The sequence below is a fragment of the Bacteroidia bacterium genome (assembly GCA_033391075.1).
Classification (GTDB): domain Bacteria; phylum Bacteroidota; class Bacteroidia; order J057; family J057; genus JAWPMV01.
In genome coordinates this window covers 4,334,809-4,354,191 of record JAWPMV010000001.1, presented here as the reverse complement: position 1 = coordinate 4,354,191, position 19,383 = coordinate 4,334,809, and the positions used below count along the sequence as shown (strand labels likewise).

General features: G+C 42.0%; 16 protein-coding genes. 10 read left to right on the top strand and 6 right to left on the bottom strand.

All coding sequences use genetic code 11. From position 1 onward, the window contains the following. Positions 1–19: 19 nt before the first annotated feature. The 4 genes from ftsZ (at position 20) to R8P61_17275 (ending at position 5,905) form a co-directional block, all read left to right on the top strand. The gene (gene ftsZ / locus R8P61_17290) at positions 20–1,330 is read left to right on the top strand and encodes a cell division protein FtsZ (GenBank protein MDW3648826.1); all 1,311 of its coding nucleotides are present in this window, start codon (positions 20–22) and stop codon (positions 1,328–1,330) included. Positions 1,331–1,613: 283 nt separating this feature from the next. Then, positions 1,614–3,806 carry a right-handed parallel beta-helix repeat-containing protein gene (locus R8P61_17285; protein MDW3648825.1) on the top strand — a complete coding sequence of 731 codons (2,193 nt, stop codon included), beginning with the start codon at positions 1,614–1,616 and terminating at the stop codon, positions 3,804–3,806. Between the two features lie 114 nt (positions 3,807–3,920). Beyond that, a complete protein-coding gene (locus R8P61_17280) occupies positions 3,921–4,835 on the top strand; it encodes a GyrI-like domain-containing protein (protein MDW3648824.1) in 915 nt (304 codons plus the stop codon). 5 nt (positions 4,836–4,840) lie between these two features. Beyond that, positions 4,841–5,905, top strand: coding sequence for an alpha/beta hydrolase (locus R8P61_17275; GenBank protein MDW3648823.1), 1,065 nt, complete (start codon positions 4,841–4,843; stop codon positions 5,903–5,905). A gap of 66 nt (positions 5,906–5,971) precedes the next feature. Here the strand turns inward: R8P61_17275 and R8P61_17270 are convergent, their stop codons facing one another. Next, positions 5,972–7,174: a hypothetical protein gene (locus R8P61_17270; protein ID MDW3648822.1), complete on the bottom strand. Its 1,203-nt coding sequence runs from the start codon at positions 7,172–7,174 to the stop codon at positions 5,972–5,974. Between the two features lie 152 nt (positions 7,175–7,326). Then, positions 7,327–7,902, bottom strand: coding sequence for a tail fiber protein (locus R8P61_17265; GenBank protein ID MDW3648821.1), 576 nt, complete (start codon positions 7,900–7,902; stop codon positions 7,327–7,329). 475 nt (positions 7,903–8,377) lie between these two features. On the opposite strand from R8P61_17265, the gene R8P61_17260 reads away from it, so the two are divergent. Next, a complete protein-coding gene (locus R8P61_17260) occupies positions 8,378–8,806 on the top strand; it encodes a hypothetical protein (GenBank protein ID MDW3648820.1) in 429 nt (142 codons plus the stop codon). A 7-nt stretch (positions 8,807–8,813) separates the two neighbouring features. Here R8P61_17260 and R8P61_17255 read toward each other — a convergent pair whose 3' ends face one another. Further along, positions 8,814–10,220: a PQQ-dependent sugar dehydrogenase gene (locus R8P61_17255; protein ID MDW3648819.1), complete on the bottom strand. Its 1,407-nt coding sequence runs from the start codon at positions 10,218–10,220 to the stop codon at positions 8,814–8,816. Between the two features lie 213 nt (positions 10,221–10,433). Between R8P61_17255 and R8P61_17250 the strand changes: the two genes are divergently transcribed. Continuing rightward, positions 10,434–13,067 (top strand): outer membrane beta-barrel family protein, encoded by a 2,634-nt coding sequence (locus R8P61_17250; protein ID MDW3648818.1) that lies wholly within the window; start codon positions 10,434–10,436, stop codon positions 13,065–13,067. 130 nt (positions 13,068–13,197) lie between these two features. After that, positions 13,198–14,469, top strand: coding sequence for a T9SS type A sorting domain-containing protein (locus R8P61_17245; GenBank protein ID MDW3648817.1), 1,272 nt, complete (start codon positions 13,198–13,200; stop codon positions 14,467–14,469). Positions 14,470–14,586: 117 nt separating this feature from the next. On the opposite strand, the gene R8P61_17240 is transcribed toward R8P61_17245, so the two are convergent. Beyond that, on the bottom strand, positions 14,587–15,633 hold the full coding sequence (locus R8P61_17240) for a T9SS type A sorting domain-containing protein (GenBank protein ID MDW3648816.1): 1,047 nt from the start codon (positions 15,631–15,633) through the stop codon (positions 14,587–14,589). A gap of 95 nt (positions 15,634–15,728) precedes the next feature. Between R8P61_17240 and R8P61_17235 the strand changes: the two genes are divergently transcribed. Next, the gene (locus tag R8P61_17235; GenBank protein ID MDW3648815.1) at positions 15,729–16,403 is read left to right on the top strand and encodes a cyclic nucleotide-binding domain-containing protein; all 675 of its coding nucleotides are present in this window, start codon (positions 15,729–15,731) and stop codon (positions 16,401–16,403) included. 1 nt (position 16,404) lies between these two features. On the opposite strand, the gene R8P61_17230 is transcribed toward R8P61_17235, so the two are convergent. Together R8P61_17230 and R8P61_17225 are read right to left on the bottom strand one after the other, a co-directional pair. After that, positions 16,405–16,725, bottom strand: coding sequence for a c-type cytochrome domain-containing protein (locus tag R8P61_17230; GenBank protein ID MDW3648814.1), 321 nt, complete (start codon positions 16,723–16,725; stop codon positions 16,405–16,407). A 3-nt stretch (positions 16,726–16,728) separates the two neighbouring features. Beyond that, positions 16,729–17,853, bottom strand: a complete 1,125-nt coding sequence (locus tag R8P61_17225) for a hypothetical protein (protein ID MDW3648813.1) — start codon at positions 17,851–17,853, stop codon at positions 16,729–16,731. A 101-nt stretch (positions 17,854–17,954) separates the two neighbouring features. On the opposite strand from R8P61_17225, the gene R8P61_17220 reads away from it, so the two are divergent. Continuing rightward, positions 17,955–18,206, top strand: coding sequence for a hypothetical protein (locus R8P61_17220; protein ID MDW3648812.1), 252 nt, complete (start codon positions 17,955–17,957; stop codon positions 18,204–18,206). A gap of 22 nt (positions 18,207–18,228) precedes the next feature. Continuing rightward, on the top strand, positions 18,229–19,377 hold the full coding sequence (locus R8P61_17215; protein MDW3648811.1) for an aromatic ring-hydroxylating dioxygenase subunit alpha: 1,149 nt from the start codon (positions 18,229–18,231) through the stop codon (positions 19,375–19,377). Positions 19,378–19,383 lie beyond the last annotated feature (6 nt).

The window sequence follows — 19,383 nt, the reverse complement described above, 5'->3', positions numbered from 1 at the left end:
ACCTATAAGCGAAAGTATCATGCAATTTGAATTTCCATCTAAAGAAAATGCCATCATCAAGGTTATTGGTGTAGGTGGCGGCGGCGGAAATGCCGTAAATAACATGCACGAAAAAGGCATAGAAGGCGTAGAATTTATGGTCTGTAACACAGATCTTCAGGCCTTGAATAATAGCGACGTTCCCACTCAGATTCGTTTGGGAGCTAATCAGACAGAAGGACTTGGCGCAGGAGCCAATCCTGAAGTTGGTAAAAAAGCAGCCATTGAGAGCCTTGAAGAGGTTCGTAATTCTCTCATGGACGGTACAAAGATGCTCTTTGTAACTGCCGGTATGGGAGGAGGAACCGGTACAGGTGCTGCTCCGGTAATTGCCGCTATGGCAAAAGAAATGGGTATACTGACTGTAGGTATCGTTACCACTCCTTTCAAATTTGAAGGACCCAGACGTACCCAGCAGGCAATTGCAGGAATCAAAGACCTGCAAAGCCAGGTAGATACCCTGATTGTAATTGACAATAACAATCTCCATAAAATCCTCGGAACCAGCGTGACTATGCGCAAGGCTTTCGAAGAAGCGGATCAGGTCCTGTGCAATGCCGCTAAAGGTATCGCAGAGATCATCACCACCGAAGGCTATATCAATGTGGACTTTGCAGATGTTTGCACCATCATGCGTGATGGAGGTAAAGCTCTGATGGGAACCGCAACAGCTGAGGGTGAAGGCCGTTCAATGAAGGCCGTTGAAGAAGCGATCAATTCTCCATTATTGGATGATTTGGGAGTTCACGGCGCAAGAGGGATTGTTGTAAATATCACAGCTTCTGAAGACTCTCTTCGTATGGATGAGACAACAGACATTGTAGAGCACGTTCAGGCAGAAGCCGGTAATGAAGCTAATATCATCTACGGTATCGTATATGATGAGTCCATGGGTGAGAGAATCCGTGTAACCGTAATTGCTACTCGCTATGATGACAATGCCAGCAGCAATTTCACGGAAGAAACTTTAGAACAGCCCGTAGAGCAAGCTGCAGCCCCTCAGCTAATGGAGCAGGCTCCTATCCGTCGCGAACACCTTCGCAGATTGGATCATAAGGAAAGAGAAGAGCGTATCAAAAAGCTCAACTCTAAAGTCTATGACATCCACGATCCTGAAAGCCTTTCCGGATTGGAGAAGGTACCCGCTTATGTTCGTAAGCAACAGGTACTCTTTGATGCAGACTCTGTTCCTACCAGCCCAAAACTGTCCAGAATTAGTGTAGAGGAAGATGAGGTGAACAAGTACAGAATGAGGGAGAACAATGGGTTTTTACATGACAACGTAGATTAATTCTGTTCCGATTCACAAATCTCAGCAATCGTTCTTTTCAGCTAAAATGAAGATATAGCTATCACAAGTCTGAGATTGTGATTTGGAATTTTTGAATATCATGTACTTTCGGAGCTTCCAGTCTTATCCTATAGGGATGAGCTGGAAGTTTTTTCGTAAATGGTTAAATATTAAGGGAAAGTTCGAGGATGAATTATATTCCGTCTTTCGTATATTTGAACTCCTTCCAAACCCTCACAATCCCTCCCAGAGTATCGGGTACATTCTTTAATCTGTCGTCGAGATGAACGGTAAAAAGTTTACTTTTTGCTTTGCTCTACTGTTATTTATCCTATCCCCTGCTTATTCGACAATATTTACGGTCTCTAATTCAAATGATGCTGGAGCCGGTAGCCTGAGGGAGGCGATTAGCCTTGCGAATACTACTGTAGGATGGGACACCATCCAGTTCAATATTCTTGGAGCAGGCGTGAAGACCATAAACCTGCTTTCTGCTTTTCCTACGATTCAGGACACGCTTTTTATTGATGGGAGTTCTGATCCGGCTTATGTGGGCCTTCCCCTGATCGAGATCAATGCTAATGGACAAACCAATGGCTTCTTTCTAAATGCCAATGCTGCCTTTTCAAAAATTCATGCACTCATAGTGACAAGATCGACTTATGCAGGGATTCAGTCTTTTGCAGACCGGCTGACCATTACGGCTTGTCATATTGGGGTAGATGGAGCTGGAAGCACAGCACTGCCCAACAATTTTATGGGAATCGGTATATATAATTCTAGTCATGTAAATATAGGCGGAACGGCAGCGAATGAAGGAAATCTGGTTGCCGGAAATGGAGGCGTAGGAATCTTCTTCAGTAATTCTGATTCCAGTTTTGTATTGGGGAATAAATTAGGCGTGGATATAAGTGGGACGATTGCCATAGGAAATGCCCAGGGAACCTCAGCAAATTCTTGTAGGGAGATCACTATAGGAGGAAACACGGCTGCACATAGGAATTTGATTTCAGGAAATGGAATTGGTATTCAGATGTATGAAAGCAGTCACAACCATGTTTATGGAAATTATATCGGTACCGATATTAATGGGACGACAGCGATCCCGAATACTTCTAATGGATTGTATGTAAGAGGAGATAGCAATCAAATCGGAGGCATATTGGCGGGGCAGGGAAATTTGATCTCGGGGAATGGAAATGGAGGCATTACCTTGTTCTCAGGAGCAGTTCTTGGAGACTCGGCTTTTGGAAATCAAATTTTAGGCAATTTCATAGGAACAGATATAAGTGGGACCCTTGCCATTCCAAATCGAATGGGAATATCGATAGGGGTTGGTGTACATCGAACAGAAATTGGCGGAAGCACTCCCGCTCACCGAAATGTGATTTCCGGCAATGCTACACAGGGAATTCATATCAATTTTTCAGATTCTACCATCATTTATGGCAATTTCATAGGTACGGATATCAGTGGGACCCTTGCTCTTGGAAATCAAACCAATGGCATTTCGATAAGCAATTGCGGACTTACCTTTATAGGCAATGGGACAGCTGCGGGAGCCAATATTATTTCTGGCAATCAGGAAAATGGGATCATCCTTTCCAACGGCAATGATAGTACCTTTATTCAGCATAACTATATCGGGACAGATTTTTCTGGCCTTCAATATCTACCCAATAGCCTGACGGGTATATACATTCGCTTAAATAATACCAATAGTCTGGTGGGAGGCACAGTGGCAGGTGAGGGTAACTATATTGCCAACAATCTGCAAAGAGGAATTGATGTAAATTCTGCTTCCGCCCTCAACCATCGCATACTCGGCAATAGCATTTATGATCATCCCAATCCCGGTATCTTATTGAGTGGGGGAAACAACAATCAGGCGGCTCCTGATATTACAGGATTTTCCGGGACAATAAATACGACCATAAACGGGACCTTTAGCAGCGCTCCTAATACGAATTATCGATTAGAGTTTTTTAGCAGTCCTACCTCTGCACAAGGAAAGACCTTTTTGGGTTTTAGCAATATCACTACGGATGCTGCAGGAAATTATGGATTGAATGAGACCTTTGCGGTAACAATCACGGCTGCTGAACCCATCCTTACTGCAACAGCTACGGACCCCAATGGCAATACTTCTGCTTTTGGGGTGGAAGCTGTATTGGAAGCCGAAGCAGGACTCGATCCTCTGGCCACTCAAACAGGAGAAAAAATACACTATGAAAATCCTTTGACTCCCTTTTCCCAAATAGAAATCCAATTGCCAGACGCCCGATATTTATCCATCAAATTGCTAAGTCTTGATGGTAAGGAATTGATGAGTCTCTATACAGGAAGCTATGAAAAGGATCAATCCCTGATTCTTAGTTGTGAGCCTTTGAAAAAATTTCCAAGAGGGATTTATTTATTGGAGATTTCGGGCGAAAGTATCCGGCGAATAGATAAGGTTCTGCTAAGCGGATATTGAAGAAATTAAAATAGTCAGCGAGGCTAAAATCATGCTGCAATTTTGTACCTTAATATCTAATTCCTATAGATAGAAGGTCCATTCTTTGCTGCCAGGATTGATGCTCAGAGCCTTATGGAAAAGTCTCCACCTAAAGAATATATCGCCAGGGTAAATAAAGCCCTTCAATTTATCGATGAAAACCTGGACAAGTCTTTAAGCCTGGAAATGGTGGCAAAAGAGGCTAATTATTCTCCCTTTCATTTTCACAGAATCTTTTCGACGGTAATCAATGAACCTCTGAATGCATACATCAGTAGGAAAAAACTTGAAAAATCTGCGGCCAAACTAATTGAAGAAAAAGAAAAAAGCATATACGAGATCGCCCTGGATTTTGCATGGAGTAATAATGCCACTTTTAGCAAAGCCTTTAAAAAATACTTTGGACTCAGCCCCACAGAATTCCGAAAAAGAAGCAAGAACTTTAGCAAGATTGGCAAAACGAAAAGCAAGAATGGACAAATAGAAACTTCTTTTGATACCTACATTCGTAACATAGAATCTCATAAAGAATGGCTGAGTATGCATGGAGAAGTTGAAATCAAGCAAATGCCGGATATACCCATCGCCTTTGTTACTCATATTGGGGATTTTGGAAAAGCACCTAAAGCTTTCCATAAATTGAAAAGATGGGCAGATCCCAGAGGCTTGTTTACGGATGCCCAAAACAGATCTTTAACTGTTTATCATGATGATCCCAATATCACAGATCTTTCCAGGCTGCGGTCAAGTGTTGCCATTATTTTGGAAGAAGCAATTGAGGCAGATGGAGAAATTGGAATAAAGGTGCTCAAAGCCTCAAGATGTGTTTGCGGAAGCTTTAAAATTGGATTTAATGAATTTGAAAAAGCTTGGCAAAGCATGTTTGTCTGGCTATATGAACATGGCTATAACAACCCCAAAAGGGATTGCTTCGAGATTTATTATCCACTCGATCTCGAGCAAAAACGGAATAAAATAAAAGTAGAAATCTACTTACCTATTGATTAAATAAAATGAAAAAACTGTATGTGACAATTGGGGCCGTACTTCTGGTATTGGCCATAGGAGCCTATTTCTTTTTGTCTGCTATTTTCTCCGGCCCCCTTTACCTGACCGGTAGCTTGAAAAGTGAAGCTGCTTATGCTCATTTGTTAAAAGAAGCTCCAGATCAGGGCAAAGAAAATTACTTCCAACTCAATGATGATATTTCCCTTTACTATACTACTCAGGGAAGTGGAAAGCCTGTCCTGATTGTGCATGGTGGCCCAGGGATACCATATGACCAACATTGGGCGGGATTGGATAGCCTGGGGCAGGAGTATCGATATTATTATTACCACCAAAGAGGATGTGGGAATTCTAGCCGACCGTTTGACAAGTTTCCCACTTCTAATTTTTACGAAAACATGAAGTCGCTCAATGAACATCTGGGCTTACCTGCACAGATTGCCGATATCGAGCAGCTGAGACGTATCCTTAAGCAGGATAAAATAGTCCTCATGGGTCATTCCTTTGGAGGTTTTATTGCGAGTTTGTATGCCCTTGAATTTCCGGAGAGGGTAGAAGCTTTGGTACTAATTACTCCTGCGGAAGTTCTGAAAATGCCTTCTGATGGAGATGGGCTGTATGGGGTGGTTGAAAAGAAGTTGCCTGAGGAATACGTAGAGGAATACAGAAGTTATATGGAAAGGGTATTTGATTACTCCAAGTTATTTGAGATGTCCGAAGAAGAATTGGTAGTACAGAATAAGGAGTTTATCCGCTTTTATAATTTGGCAACAAATAATTCTGCTACAGGAGAAGTGAAAGGTATCGGGGGTTGGATACAGAATGCGTGCTTCTTGAGTATGGGCATGAAACATGACTATTCTGAGGCATTGAGAAATATCAAAGCACCCACCCTACTGATGCACGGAAAAGAGGACCTTATTCCCTTGAGTAGTTTGCAGTTATATCGGGAGAATATTCCTCATGCGGAATTGATAGAAATCGAGGGAGCCGGACATTTTCCTTTTGTAGAAAAGCCTCGACTTTTTTCAAATGCAATTGCAGGCTTTTTTGAAAAGTATGGAATATGATAGCTTTTTGCGAATAAACTGATAGGCAGTCGATTATTTGAATTTGTCATACTGTAATACCTGCATTTAGGGAATGAAGATTCTTGCGCTAAAATATCTGCCCCTATTATTTCGAATGATGAAATAGTAAAGATTTGAAGGGAGGCTTTCATCCCGCGGAAATTCATTTTTTGCTCCTTGTAGATTAAGGTTCTTGATTAATTTCCCGGTCTGGTCATATAACTGGAAGGTGAATGAATCTTCAAAGCTTCCCTGATCAATATGAATAAAATCAGTGCTGCTGTAAACCTTCCATCTATCTTCTTCCGAAACAATAAGAGACAAAGTAGAACTCCATTCTTTGCTACCGTCCCAATCTTCCATTCGAAGTCTGAACTGATATTCACCTGGAGGCATGCGTTCAAGGGTAATTTGATAATCAGCCCCCTCATTATTGATTCCTTTAGCAGGTATCCATATCAGGTCTTCCCATTGGCCGGATTGAAAGCTAGATTCAAGCATCATGCCTTTTGAATTGATTTCCGAGAAGGTTTCCCACGAGAGGCTGATATTATCGGCTTCTGCTTTTGCTGAGAAATCTGCCAGGACAACAGGCAGCGTTACATCTCCTATAACTTCAATATCATCAAATGCTATGTCTTCTCCCCCCTGATCGGTGCGAATGACAAAGCGGACGCTTAAGTTCGATGCTCCTCCTGTATTGAAGGTTGACGAGTAAGTAGTCAATGTTGCTCCCAGATCTGAACCATCCGGAGTCCCATTCAGGTCAGTATCTTCTGAAAGGAGACTGGAGGCACTGCTTGCATAGAAAGCTATAGCATTGGTATAACTACCCGTATTTAAATTAGCTTCAGAAGGCAAAGCACCGGCGCTGTTTGCGCCGGTGGCAATATTTCCATCAAATGCATATTGGGCAAGAAATGCATCTTCAATCGCATGATCATTCTCAAAGTTTGTAACCGTATTGGCTGCAACTTTTACTGATACCGTGATTTCATCATAACTGGAAACATCCAGGGTTGCCAGGGTTACATAAGCGGCTTCTCCACTTCCCAAGGGATTTTCCGGAGACTCTTCAGCATCATCTGCTGCCATAAAATAACTGCCATCTATGCCCGTAATTGAAAATGCGATAAAATCATTTTCAGAACCCGCAGTACATTCTGAAGCAACCATTCTCCTATACCAATCCGTATTCCCACAGAAATCTGCAAAATAGTTGGCTTCATACCTGCTCCCATCACCCTCTGTTTCGAAACTTTCGGTCACAAGACTGGTTTGAGCGAAAGATGAATGCGATGGTAATAAAAGAGCAAATGAGAAAATGAGATACTTAAGATTATTTCTAATCTCCATAAATTACTTCTTGATTGTATGGATGTAAGCTCGACGATTCGACCCGAAATGCTCCCCTTAATGGATTAGCTTCTTTGTGGGTATAAACCTTCTGTGCAGATAATGAAATTTAGGGTGATAAAAGGATTCATGATGCTAAATGGCTGACCACCTCCTGTTAAGCCGGTTGTAACAGTTCCTTCCACATTCAAATTATTCTGCAAACCATTTAAGGTTCCCGATCCCTGCTCATCACTATATCCGCTTCCATTTGTCCCGGCAAGGTAATTGTTATTGGGATTCCCTTCTTCACCTTCCTCACTATTTACGATCAATGCTATTCCTCCTCCTATATTTAGGTGAGATTCTGCCTCATGATTATGACTGGGCATATTCAGGATATTGAGAACGGATTGAGAATTTCCTCCTATCATTCCCAGTTGAAGATTAAGATTTCCATTATTTCCGTTTCCAATGGGAATTCTGGCTTTTAAATTGGGAAGTGCGAAAGTAGTCCTGGCATCTCCCCCATAGGTGTTTCCTAAAAGAGAAAAGAGAGCAGTATTGGAAGTAATGGGTAGTGTTTGACCTAGGCAAAAGGCCCAGTTTCTCGGAGCAAAGTTTGCCGCCCATATGCGGATTTCGGCTAGCGTGCCATCCATAATGTTGAATGTATTGATGTTTGAATTTCGAAAGCCGAATATGAATAAATAGGCTGTTTATGCCAAATTTACAGGCACGCATATCTGAAATATTCCATTGTTGAAATAACACAAAATAGGTTTTGTGTGCTTAAAATTTATAAATTAAATGTATTTTCAATAAAAATGAATATTGCCTCGGAGAGCAAAAACGGCCTTTTTTTTACTTTTGTTAGACTTTTATTTCATTCCCTCTTTGTATCTTTCTTGTTCAATTTGAGGTAAGGTAACAATGAGAATTAATACTGATTTCAGGGCAGCCCATTCCTAATACCTCTTTAGGAATAAATTTCCAGAAATTTCTTCTTAAAGAGCGGAAGAAGAAAATGAATGAGATTACATTTTGATATACTTAATTTACTAAGGGAAAAGGGAGGAAGACTGATTCTTTAAGTTTAAGCCCCCAAAAATAATACGATCCATTAACCTCATCATTATGAAATCTCTATTAGCTATTGCCTTCAGCATCCTGATCGGCCTGAGTGTATCCGCCCAGACCTCCTTGATTGGTGTTTGGAAAGGAAAAACTGTAAAAAACGGACAGCCTATGGGCTTTATCCTTAAGATGCACAAGAATGGGAGTTTTACCATGGCCTATGACCTCAATCCAAACGAAGTTTCGGTAAAAGGAAAGTGGTCTTTGACTGATCGTGTGTTGAGCTTCAAGAATTCTGATGGTATTCTGCACCTGAAACCTTTTACAGGACAACTTAGGGCTGGAGATGATCACATAATCAGCTTTCGGAAAAAAGGCAAGACTCAAAAGTATGCCCTCATTAAAGGCCCTTTTACGCTAATGGGTTGGGATGAAGGCGTAGCTGCGGTGGTCATCAATCATGAGGAGCAATACAGCATTAAGAAATAAACAAAATTTATTCCCGGGGAGTAATCCGTAAAATCGCGTCAGGCTTATTAACCAATGCATAGAGCGCACCATCGGCTCCAAATTTTAAACCACGAATCCTGCCGTAGTTTTTGAGGATTATTTCCTGGGAAATTACTTTTCCTTCAACAATTCTTAGCCTCCTGATTTCTTCGAATGCCAGTGCGCCCACAAAGAGATCATTTTTCCATTTAGGAAAGGATTCCCCCGAAGAAAAATCAATCGGACAAACGGCTATAGAAGGTGTCCAATGTAAAACGGGCTGTTCCATGCCTTCTTTTTCCGTCAAATTCGAAACCATATTCCCATCGTAATTTTTCCCGTAGGTGATAATGGGCCATCCATAATTGGCAGCCTTTCGGATGATATTCAACTCATCTCCCCCCATAGGTCCATGCTCTGTCGCCCAAATATCACCTGTTTCAGGATGTAGGGCCAAACCCTGCGTATTTCTGCTACCCAGGGCATAAATTCCTGGCAAGGCTCCTTCTGTATCTACAAAGGGATTGTCCTCTGGTATACTTCCATCCGGGTGTATGCGAAAGATCTTTCCATTTGCCCTGCTCAAATCCTGACAATCTTCTCCAAAATCCAGATCTCCTATGCTAAAGTAAAGATAACCCTCTTTGTCAAAGAGCATTCTGCCCCCCCAACGAGTCGCCATCCTTACGCGAATACTTTTGGGAGCACTAAATAGATCCTGGTTTTCTGTCCATTGATAATCTTTGATTTTTCCCCGTACGATTTTCGTCATAGCAGCTGAAGTCCTGTCTCCAACTATCCCATCCGTTTGACTAAAAGCCAGGTATACCCAGCCATTCTCATGATAATCAGGATCGAGGGCAATATCCATTAGTCCACCCAGGGTTCCGGTGAAAATATGCACTTCAGGCAAGCCTGTAATTGGTTTCGGATCCACTTTCCCCTTTCTCAGCCAACGCAACTGCCCTTTCTGCTCACTGATTAGGGCCAGATCTTTATGAATGAATTCGATTCCCCAGGGGGTCTCGATCTTGCCTTTACCGATAACCTCTACCGCTAATTCATAATCCTCCGTTTGCAGACTTTTTGGAAAATTTCTGCTCACATTTGCTGAGGTCTTTTGGGCTCGCATGATTACATCCACGATAGATCTCACAGCTGCATTACCCAAAGATTCCTTCCAGCCGATCATTTCTGTACCCGGAATTCCAAATCTAATGTTTCGGCTAATCAAGCTCCTGCTTTTGCCATACTGCCAATCATCCTTAATCAAAGCGGTAGCGATTCCTCCTTCCATATTAGCCCCATGACATCCGCTACAATACGTCTTGTATAAACTGGATCCATCCTGACTTTTTAGGGATGGAATGAGACAAATGCATAAGTATAGTAGGACAAAGAAATGTTTTGACATGAGAATTAATGTTTGAACATACTTCGAGTTTACGATAAGGTAGAGGAAAAGGAAAAAACCAAAATCAATTTGGTCGGTGATTTTATATCGTTTGCCGTAAATGCAGGCATTCTGATCTAAATGCTGAACCTTTCGGGAATAAAGCGGTTCAGTTTGTAGCCTAACATACAAATTAAACACACATTCAGTAAAGAATCTAACGAAAGCTGGGAAATGAATTTAAAATCATATTTACTTTTTGCAACTATCCTTTTTAGCACATTTTCTCTGTCATTATCTCAAGGTGGTAGACAAGGTCAGGGAGGATGGAACCGTGAAGCCATGAATATTGGAAGGCTTTATGGAAAGGTAGTTGATGATGCAGGCAAAGGTATTGGCTATGCGTCTGTCCAATTGATCGGGATGAAATTTGATCCCAAGACGAAAAGCCGTACAGAAGCTGTTTTAGCAGGACAAATCACCAAAGAGAATGGTGATTTTGATCTTACAAAATTGCCGGTCATGGGTGAATTTACCCTTAAGATCAGTGTCCTGGGATATGCAACCATTGAACAAAAAGTTGATTTCGGATTAAAGCGTCCGGAAGGTGGGGGAAAAGCTACAGCAGACGGACAAAGACCGGGTGGAAGACCTGGTTCCGGTGGATGGGGGGCTATGGCTGGAGGAAACTTTGACAAAGACCTCGGCAACATCAAGCTGGCAACCCAAACCACTACATTAGATGAAGTAGTTATTGAAAGTGAAGCTACTTTGGTTAAGCTTGAATTAGATAAAAAGATATTTAAAGTAGATCAAAACTCTGTAGCTGTTGGAGGTACTGCGGAAGATGCTTTAAGAAATGTTCCCTCTCTATCAGTAGATATAGATGGCAACCTAACCTTGAGAAATGCGGCTCCTCAACTCTTTGTAGATGGAAGACCCAGTACCTTGACCCTGGATCAAATTGCTTCTGATGAAATAGAGTCTGTTGAGGTCATTACCAATCCTTCCGCTAAATACGATGCATCTGGTGGACAGGCCGGGATCGTGAATATAGTTCTGAAGAAAGAAAGAAAAATTGGATACAATGGAAGTTTAAGAGCGGGTATAGATACAAGAGGAGGATTCAATGGAGGAGCCAATATCAATGCAAGAGAAGGAAAGTTAAATGTATTCCTGAGTGCCAACCTCAACCAACGAATTAGCAAAGGAGAGGGAGAGACGGATCGCTTCAATCTATTAGGAGCGCCCCTCACCAATGTACTTCAGGACACTGAAAATGAATTTACCGGAACCTTCACAAGTTTCAGAGGAGGAGTTGATATTTTCCTGGATAACCGAAATACCCTTACTTTTTCCGGTTCATTTACGAGAGGAAGCTTTGATTCTTTCAATGAAATAGGAATCACCAATGATACCTTGAGTGGAGATCAAATCGTCGGAAGTGGACTTTCCCAACGTCTATCTACCTCCGAGAGAATGTTTAGAAATATGGGAGGATCGGTTCTCTTTAAACACCTTTTCCCTAAAAAAGGAAGAGAATGGACGGCAGATATCAATATCAATGAGGTGCGCACAGAAGGAATCGGAGACTTTACCAATATTTTCCCTGGATTTACCAGTGTAGAAGAGCAGGAAAATGATGGGGGCTCAAGATTCTTTACCATTCAAACCGACTATGTGGAACCTATTGGGAAAACCGGAAAAATGGAGGTAGGGGTCCGTGCAGCTCTGAGAGATTATGACAGCGAGAATGCCTCTTATTTGTTTGATAGAGATAGTGGAGAGCGTTTCAGAGTGCCAAACTTTGCAGATGAATATCAGTTCCAGGACGCAGTTTATGCGGGTTATGCGACTTTTAGCCAGCAGTTTACTTCCGGATGGAGCTACCAATTGGGCCTAAGAGCCGAAAGCAGCCAATATACAGGAGAGTTACCTGAAACCGGAGATGTCTTTGAGAATGATTTCCCTTTCAGTTTTTTCCCAAGTTTATTCCTGACCAAAGAGATCAACAAGCAGGACAATATCCAGCTTTCTTATAGCCGTCGAATCAACCGTCCCAGCTTTTTTAGATTGCTTCCGTTTACAGATTTTTCCGACTCTCTCAACCTGAGAAGAGGAAATCCGGATTTGTTACCTGAGTTTACCAACTCTTTGGAACTTACCTATCAAAATATCATCACGAAAGGACATGATTTCCTCCTTTCGATTTATTACAAGCAGGCCAATAACCTGATCACCAATTATCAGTTTTTGGAAACCATCGGAGACAGAGAGGTGATCATGACCAGCTATGCCAACTCAAATAATAGTGAGGCATATGGTACGGAATTCACCATGCGAAATACCTTTAGCCCGCAAATAGAATTGACTTCGAATGTCAACCTATATCAATCAAAGGTAGATGCGAGTAATGTGGAAGAGGGTTTGATAAACGAGCAGTTTACCTGGTTTATCAAAGAGAATTTGGTGATTAAATTACCTGCTCAGTTTCGCTTGCAAATTACGGGTGAATACCAGAGTCCTGCTGCCTTTATCCCAAGTAGTGGTGGACGGAGATTTCAGTGGAGAGGCGTAAGTAATACCGCTCAGGGTTTCAGAAAAGAATTCTGGTTTGTAGATGCTGCTTTACGTAAAGACCTTTTCAAGCGTAAAGCTAGTCTGACCGTTAGTATAAGAGATATATTCAGAAGTCGCAGAACTGGAACCTATACCGAATCTGAATTCTTCATCCAGGACAGTTGGAGAATCAGAAACCCACAAGTTGTAAGAGTGAACTTCTCCTACCGCTTTGGTAAGCCAGATATTTCTCTCTTCAAACGTAAGAATACCAACTTCAATACGAATGGAAGCGACATGATGAACTAAGAATTATTCTATTGATACACGCTAACAGGAGCCAACCACGAGTGGCTCCTGTTTTTTTTATGCCTGATGTTGATATGAGTTGACATCCTGGGGTCTAACATCTAAAACGCAATACTTAAATTTTTTTACCATGAGCAAAAACACAATACAATTGCTAAGCTTTCTATTTTTGCTGGGCCTTTTCCAGCTTTCTGATGCCCAGGTGCTGTATGAAGAAAATTTCAACATTCCCGGAGAGGGAATTATGGGTCCACAACCCCCCACGATTCAAATTCCGAGTGGAGCCTGGTCTTTGACTGGTGATTTTTCGGGCTTAACAGCAAGTTCTGATTATGTGATGACGATGACAGATGGGGGTGAAAGTTTTCTGGAGGCGCAGGATACGGATGCAGTCATTTGTTTTGAATCTGATCCCATAGATATATCGAGCTATGATTCCGTAAAGCTAAGTGCTTCTTTATCTGAGTTGGGTGATTTGGAAAGTTCGGATTTTTTCGATCTGATTTTATGGGTAGATGGAGAGGAAAGGCTAATTCAAAATTATCAAAATCTGGGTTCTGCTTTACATACCCTGACAGGAGATAAGCCGGATGATGAAGACTTTGGGGAAATAGAAGTGGTGGAAAAGCTTCAGGGCAATTCCCTGATCATTAAGATCTGTTTTAAGAACAATGCCGGCACAGAACAATTGAGAATTCATCAGCTAAAAGTAGAAGCTCTGGATGTACCTGCGCCTGAAGCTGAGATAGGAAGTTTTAGCCTGATAAATGCTCAGTCTAACTTGCCCATAGCGGAGTATGACCCTATTGCGAATGCTGCCTATATTGACCTGATGGCGATTGGGACAGCTTTGATCAATTTCAGATACAATGCCAGTCAAAAAGCAGATCGAGTGAAATTGGGAATAAGTCGGCAAGGCTTTAAAATTGAAAGCATTGATGATGAGGCTCCCTTTTCCCTGTTTGGAGATCTAAAGGGGAATTATTTATATCCCCCCAGAGATTTCTTAAGACTTTTGTGGTTGACTGCAAAAGGGCCATTGAATTTGTATGCCCTTGAATATGAAGATGGACAAAGCTTTCCCTTCAGGAAAACCCACATTCTCTTTGATCTCTCCCTAGGCTCACGCCCTTTGAGGGAAGTACCTTTAGAGCTAAGTAATGCCTTTGAATTGTTCCCCAATCCGACGAATGGAATTACGATACTTCAACTTTTGCCAGATATGAGAGAACAGGAACTTGAGGTATTTGTGTTTAATGCGCAGGGACAACTGCTTCATCATGAATCTCTGGCAAGGAGGATGAGTGTGAAACTGGACTTGGAGAAATATCCGAAAGGATTGTATTTCGTCAAGCTCCAGGGGGCAGATCATCAATTTGTGAAAAGATTATTCCTTCAATAAGGAAGTGGGAGGGATTCGGAATTTATCCGAATCCCTTTATACTCTATAAAAAGAAAGGAAGGCCCTAAGACCTTCCTGCGAAAAACATGATTATAATCCTTTACTCTTATTATTTCCCTAATTTTTTATCAACTTTTTTCTTGCCCAATTCCCCTCTGTATCCCGTAAACTAATCAGGTAGATTCCAGGGCTAAAGTCCACAAGAGATAGTGGGATTATATTTCCATTATTTCGCATTTCTTTTTCATAAAGCAATTTCCCCTGCAGGTCCAGAACTTCGATTTGTATGTCTTCATGTAGGGAGAAGTCACTCAACTCCAATTGGAAATTAGAGCTGCCGGGATTTGGAAAAATATTGATTTCTTTTTCCTTTTTGGCTAAGGGACCAAAGATTCCATTGGCATTATTGGGGCTTGTCCAGTTGAGGGAGGGTTCTTCATCTTCATTGGTGGTCGTTTCATAGACAAGTAATGCCGTCGCATTTCCTTCCTGCATCCAGATATACTGAACGGCAGTATCCTTTTGCCCGACAAAAAAGCTGGAATCAATTCTAATCCGTTGTACTCTAAATCGCAGTACATCCGTAAAGGTCCCGGCAGGAGTAGTAAGGCTCCCATAGCCATCTGCCGTTACTTCTCCTTCAATCCCATACACAGCGGTAAAGCCAAAGCCACTTACCTCTTGCCGGGAAGAAAAAGTATAGCTGTCCTGATAAGTCAGAGGATACTTAAGGGCATCATCATTGTCTGTATATAGGGTTTTGTTTAGCAGACTGGAATCAGAGGGATCCCAGCTAACTCCGCCCAGAGTTACTCGCTCGGACTGATCTGCAAATTCGTATTGATACAATTCAAAGCCAAAAATTTCCCAATAGATAATATGCGTCGCAGATGGAAAGTCGGAAGCCAGCGGATTTCCCGTAGGTGCCAGAACTTCAAAGCTAAATAGAGCAGGAGCCTCAGCTGTATCCAGGTTTGCGAAATTCCAGCTTTGATTTGCTCCTCCCGGCCCAGGATCAAATCCCGTAGGATCAGAAAGAACTGCATCCCAACTTTGACCGATTTGCGGATTGGAGGCAGAAGTCAAGGTAGTTTGGGCGGAAAGTCCCTGGAATGAGAATACCAGAAATAAGCCCCAAATTGGGTGTAAAAAAGCGTTTTTCATGTGTCAAGATTTAGAATGAAAAAAGGCTAATAGATGAGGGGCTAATGGCAGTCAAGTAGCTTAAAATAAAGTCAGGGAAACGTACTTTGTCAGGAATGGGCAGGATAAGAGAAGGGAAAGGAAGTATTTTGTCGGCTTTCGGAAGAATCGATAGATTGGGGACAATTCTTTTTATCCTTTGCCGGGAAGCTTTTATCTTAAGCCCAATGGATAGTTTGATCAGATATATAAGCCAGAGAATCTCGGTTTCGCAAGAACTTGAACTTGCTATCAGGAAAGCTTTTGTTGAAGAAAAACATGAATCGGAGCATTTGATTCTCCAGGAAGGACACTATGCCCAGAAATTATATTTCATTGAAAAAGGGATAATCAGGGCATTCTATCACGGAGATGGAAAAGAAGTTTCGAACTGGTTTTATGCGGAGGGCTATCTTTGTACTTCCTGGTACAGCTTTCTAAGAGAAGAAAAAAGTGTTGAGAACCTTCAGTGTATTGAAGATTGCCACTTATATGCGATTACTTTACATAGGTATCAGGCTTTGTTCCGAGACTTCCCGGAAATGGAAAAATTTGGACGCCTGATCGCAGAAGAGCAGCTTTCCTTCATCGATTATATGTCAAGGGGATATTTATTCCTTTCAGCCAAAGAAAAATACGATCTGCTCCTTTCTTTCTTCCCCGATATAGAGTTACGGGTGAAATTGGGGCAGATCGCATCTTATCTCGGGATCTCTCAAGAGACTTTAAGTCGCATTAGGCTTAAACGCTAATCTATCTTTTAAAGCCTCCATCGATCCAGTTTTTTATTTGTGTTCGTTTGTCTTCGGATAAAGGCCCACTGGGGGGCATGGGATTTTGGGCATCATTGATTCGATCCCAAAGTTTCCCTGATTCTCCGGCTTCTTTTACTCCTTCATAAGCATTGAGTAAAAGTCCGGCACTGGGGGCACTCCCTCCATGGCAAGTGATGCAATAATTGTTCATGAGCCTGGAAATCTGAGGTTCATAGGCCACAACTTCCGGATTGATCACTTCCCGGGAACAGGCAGTCAGGATGAGCAAGAAACTCACCACAAGAATGATTCGATACATGTCTTAGAGCTGGATGTTTATGGTGGAAAGATTGAGGGTATGATCACCTTCGGGAAGAACAGTTATCTTCTGACTTTTAGAGCTGATATCTCCCGAGCCAGGCAATTGATCTCCATTGTGATCCGCAATGACTGTCAGATAATAGCTACCCGGATGCAGATAAGTGAATTGGAATTGCTCAGCATCAGCCTCCAGTTCTGGAAAATGAAGGATGCTGTTGAAAGCTTCAGCGGAAATGAATCCATTTTCGTCAGTAAGAGGTTTCTCTGATAAGTAAACCATCAAGCGATCATCGTTGATCTGGCTACTTTTTTCGAACTCAATTTCCAATAAGGCTAAATGAGGATGATCAGTGATAGGAAATGGGTCGCCAGATTCCTGCCCCAAAGTAAATACATCATTTTCATTCCCCTGAGCCAGAAAAGAAGCGGACAATGGCGCTTGCTCACCTTCAGCTATATACAAATAGTCCATATTGAAGCCATTACTCAAATCAAGCCCTGGCTCATTTTTTGGAAATCCTACTTGATCTGCGGCTGTTTGGGCGAGGCTTCGATCTGTATTAACTCCCTGAAAGGCCATGTGGCGAGTTGGGACCATATTTTCCCCCAATCGACTGGTGTAGGCACTCCAGTTCAAACTATCCCCGCTAAACTCCAATTCCATATACATCACTTTGGCTCCACCTATCGCATCCACCAATCTGTAATAATCTCCTCCCGGATCATTTCGCACACTATCCAAGACAAAATAGCTGATGCGATAAATTCCACTCAATACTCCTCCATTTCTCGCCATAATCGTTCGGGTGCCTTTATAATCACTTACAAAAAAAGAGGTCAGCAAATTGCCCATAGATCCTCCTTCGTGGATGCCAAATACATGCGAGGAAGAAATAGGGCGATAATCAAAAGCAAACCAATCCCAGTCCCAGGCCAGGACTTTGTTCTTGCCTTGCCAATGACCCTGCATACTTTCGAGGAGTTCAAATCCTTTTTGATTTATATCAATGGGGTGGATTTCTTCAGCTGCTTCCGGAGCGGGGCTGGGAGATGGATTAACTGCTTTGCTGCATGCATAACTCAACATGCCCAAAAGCAATAGGTATATAATCAGTAAATTTTTCATGCTCCAAAACTATTGGGAAGCTTTGGAGACTTTTTTGATCTATGTCAAAAATGCTTTTCTTTTTCCCCTTTAGCTTTGTACCATAAAGGAATTTGAATCTTATGAAAGAACGTAAATGGAGAACAATTGCAGGATTGATCCTGCTGTATATCGCAGTTCTGATGAACCTGAGCTGGGTATGGGGCATCCTCTTTCTTCTGTGGGTAATTCCGGATTTATTTAGTGGAATTACCTATTTCCTGGAGCCTATTTCTAAAAACGAACATCCTGTTCTGTACTGGCTAATCATGTTAAGCTGGGTATGGATGGCTGTCTACATGCTTCTAATTCCTTTCTTCCCATCATTAGCTTAATACAATGAATACTTATCAAAATATGCCAATTCTACCTATCGAAGCCTATACTTCTCAAGAGTGGCTGGACCGGGAAAAGCGGATCATTTTTGGAAATAGCTGGCAATTCGCAGGATTTATGGAAGATCTCTCTGATCCGGGAGACTACCTGACTGTACAGTGTGGGTTTCAAAATATTCTGCTAGTCAAAGGGCGAGATCAAAGAATTCGGGCTTTTCATAACCTTTGCAGGCATCGAGGCACCCAACTCCTTAGGGCCGTAGGTAAAAAGCAAAAAGCCCTGACTTGTCCTTATCATGACTGGACTTATGATTTAAGCGGGCAATTGATCAGTGTACCGGAAAAAGAAAAGGAATTTCCAGATTTGGAAATCGATAAAATCTGTCTTCATAAAGCCAGCGTGGATATCTGGAGAGGCATGATTTGGGTTCATCCAAAAGCAGATGCGCCCTCTATCATTCATTATTTTGACGGAATCGCTGAACATCTGGGACCGCATGACCCCATGCGCTTAATAGAGTATCCAGATACGAAAATCGAAAAACTCATCAAGGCCAATTGGAAAATTGTGGTCGAAAACTACATCGATGTCTACCACCTCGCACATTTACACTCCAATACCCTTCAAATGTACGATCATGCCAAAGCCGAATTTGGCTTTGTAAATGATCACTACATGTTTTGGGAACCTCTGGTGAAAAAATATAAGGACAATCTCGATCAGTTGATTCCCTATAAGCGAATCGCTGAAATGACAGATGAATATATAGGTGCCTATGTGCCCTGGCTTTTCCCAAGTCTGGGCCTTTCGGAAACAGAGTCAAGCTGGAGCACTTTCCATGTTATTCCACTTGCACCTGATCTCACCAAAGTGGTATTAAGGTCCAAACTTGAGCCCATGACAGATTGGGAATACATGAGGCTGGGAATGAAAAGCGGTGAAGCCTGGAAAAAGATCATGGGAGTTGATACCAAATATAAGAGCGAGGATCCCAATGATCCTATGGCAAGTGGGGATTTCATGGAAGAGGACATTTTCGCCTGCGAGCAACAACAAAAGTCTTTGACTAATCCTCTTTTTAGTATAGCTGCATCTGCGAAACAAGGAGAGAGTCCCATCCGAAATTTTCAGCAGATCATAGCAGGCTGGATGAAAACAGAACAAAATTAATCCCTC

Bases quoted from the DNA above. Each gene is read 5' to 3' on its own strand.
- ftsZ (MDW3648826.1), top strand. From the start codon at position 20: ATGCAATTTGAATTTCCATCTAAAGAAAATGCCATCATCAAGGTTATT.
- R8P61_17285 (MDW3648825.1), top strand. From the start codon at position 1,614: ATGAACGGTAAAAAGTTTACTTTTTGCTTTGCTCTACTGTTATTTATC.
- R8P61_17280 (MDW3648824.1), top strand. From the start codon at position 3,921: ATGGAAAAGTCTCCACCTAAAGAATATATCGCCAGGGTAAATAAAGCC.
- R8P61_17275 (MDW3648823.1), top strand. From the start codon at position 4,841: ATGAAAAAACTGTATGTGACAATTGGGGCCGTACTTCTGGTATTGGCC.
- R8P61_17265 (MDW3648821.1), bottom strand. From the start codon at position 7,902: ATGGATGGCACGCTAGCCGAAATCCGCATATGGGCGGCAAACTTTGCT.
- R8P61_17260 (MDW3648820.1), top strand. From the start codon at position 8,378: ATGAAATCTCTATTAGCTATTGCCTTCAGCATCCTGATCGGCCTGAGT.
- R8P61_17255 (MDW3648819.1), bottom strand. From the start codon at position 10,220: ATGTCAAAACATTTCTTTGTCCTACTATACTTATGCATTTGTCTCATT.
- R8P61_17250 (MDW3648818.1), top strand. From the start codon at position 10,434: ATGAATTTAAAATCATATTTACTTTTTGCAACTATCCTTTTTAGCACA.
- R8P61_17245 (MDW3648817.1), top strand. From the start codon at position 13,198: ATGAGCAAAAACACAATACAATTGCTAAGCTTTCTATTTTTGCTGGGC.
- R8P61_17240 (MDW3648816.1), bottom strand. From the start codon at position 15,633: ATGAAAAACGCTTTTTTACACCCAATTTGGGGCTTATTTCTGGTATTC.
- R8P61_17235 (MDW3648815.1), top strand. From the start codon at position 15,729: ATGGGCAGGATAAGAGAAGGGAAAGGAAGTATTTTGTCGGCTTTCGGA.
- R8P61_17230 (MDW3648814.1), bottom strand. From the start codon at position 16,725: ATGTATCGAATCATTCTTGTGGTGAGTTTCTTGCTCATCCTGACTGCC.
- R8P61_17225 (MDW3648813.1), bottom strand. From the start codon at position 17,853: ATGAAAAATTTACTGATTATATACCTATTGCTTTTGGGCATGTTGAGT.
- R8P61_17220 (MDW3648812.1), top strand. From the start codon at position 17,955: ATGAAAGAACGTAAATGGAGAACAATTGCAGGATTGATCCTGCTGTAT.
- R8P61_17215 (MDW3648811.1), top strand. From the start codon at position 18,229: ATGCCAATTCTACCTATCGAAGCCTATACTTCTCAAGAGTGGCTGGAC.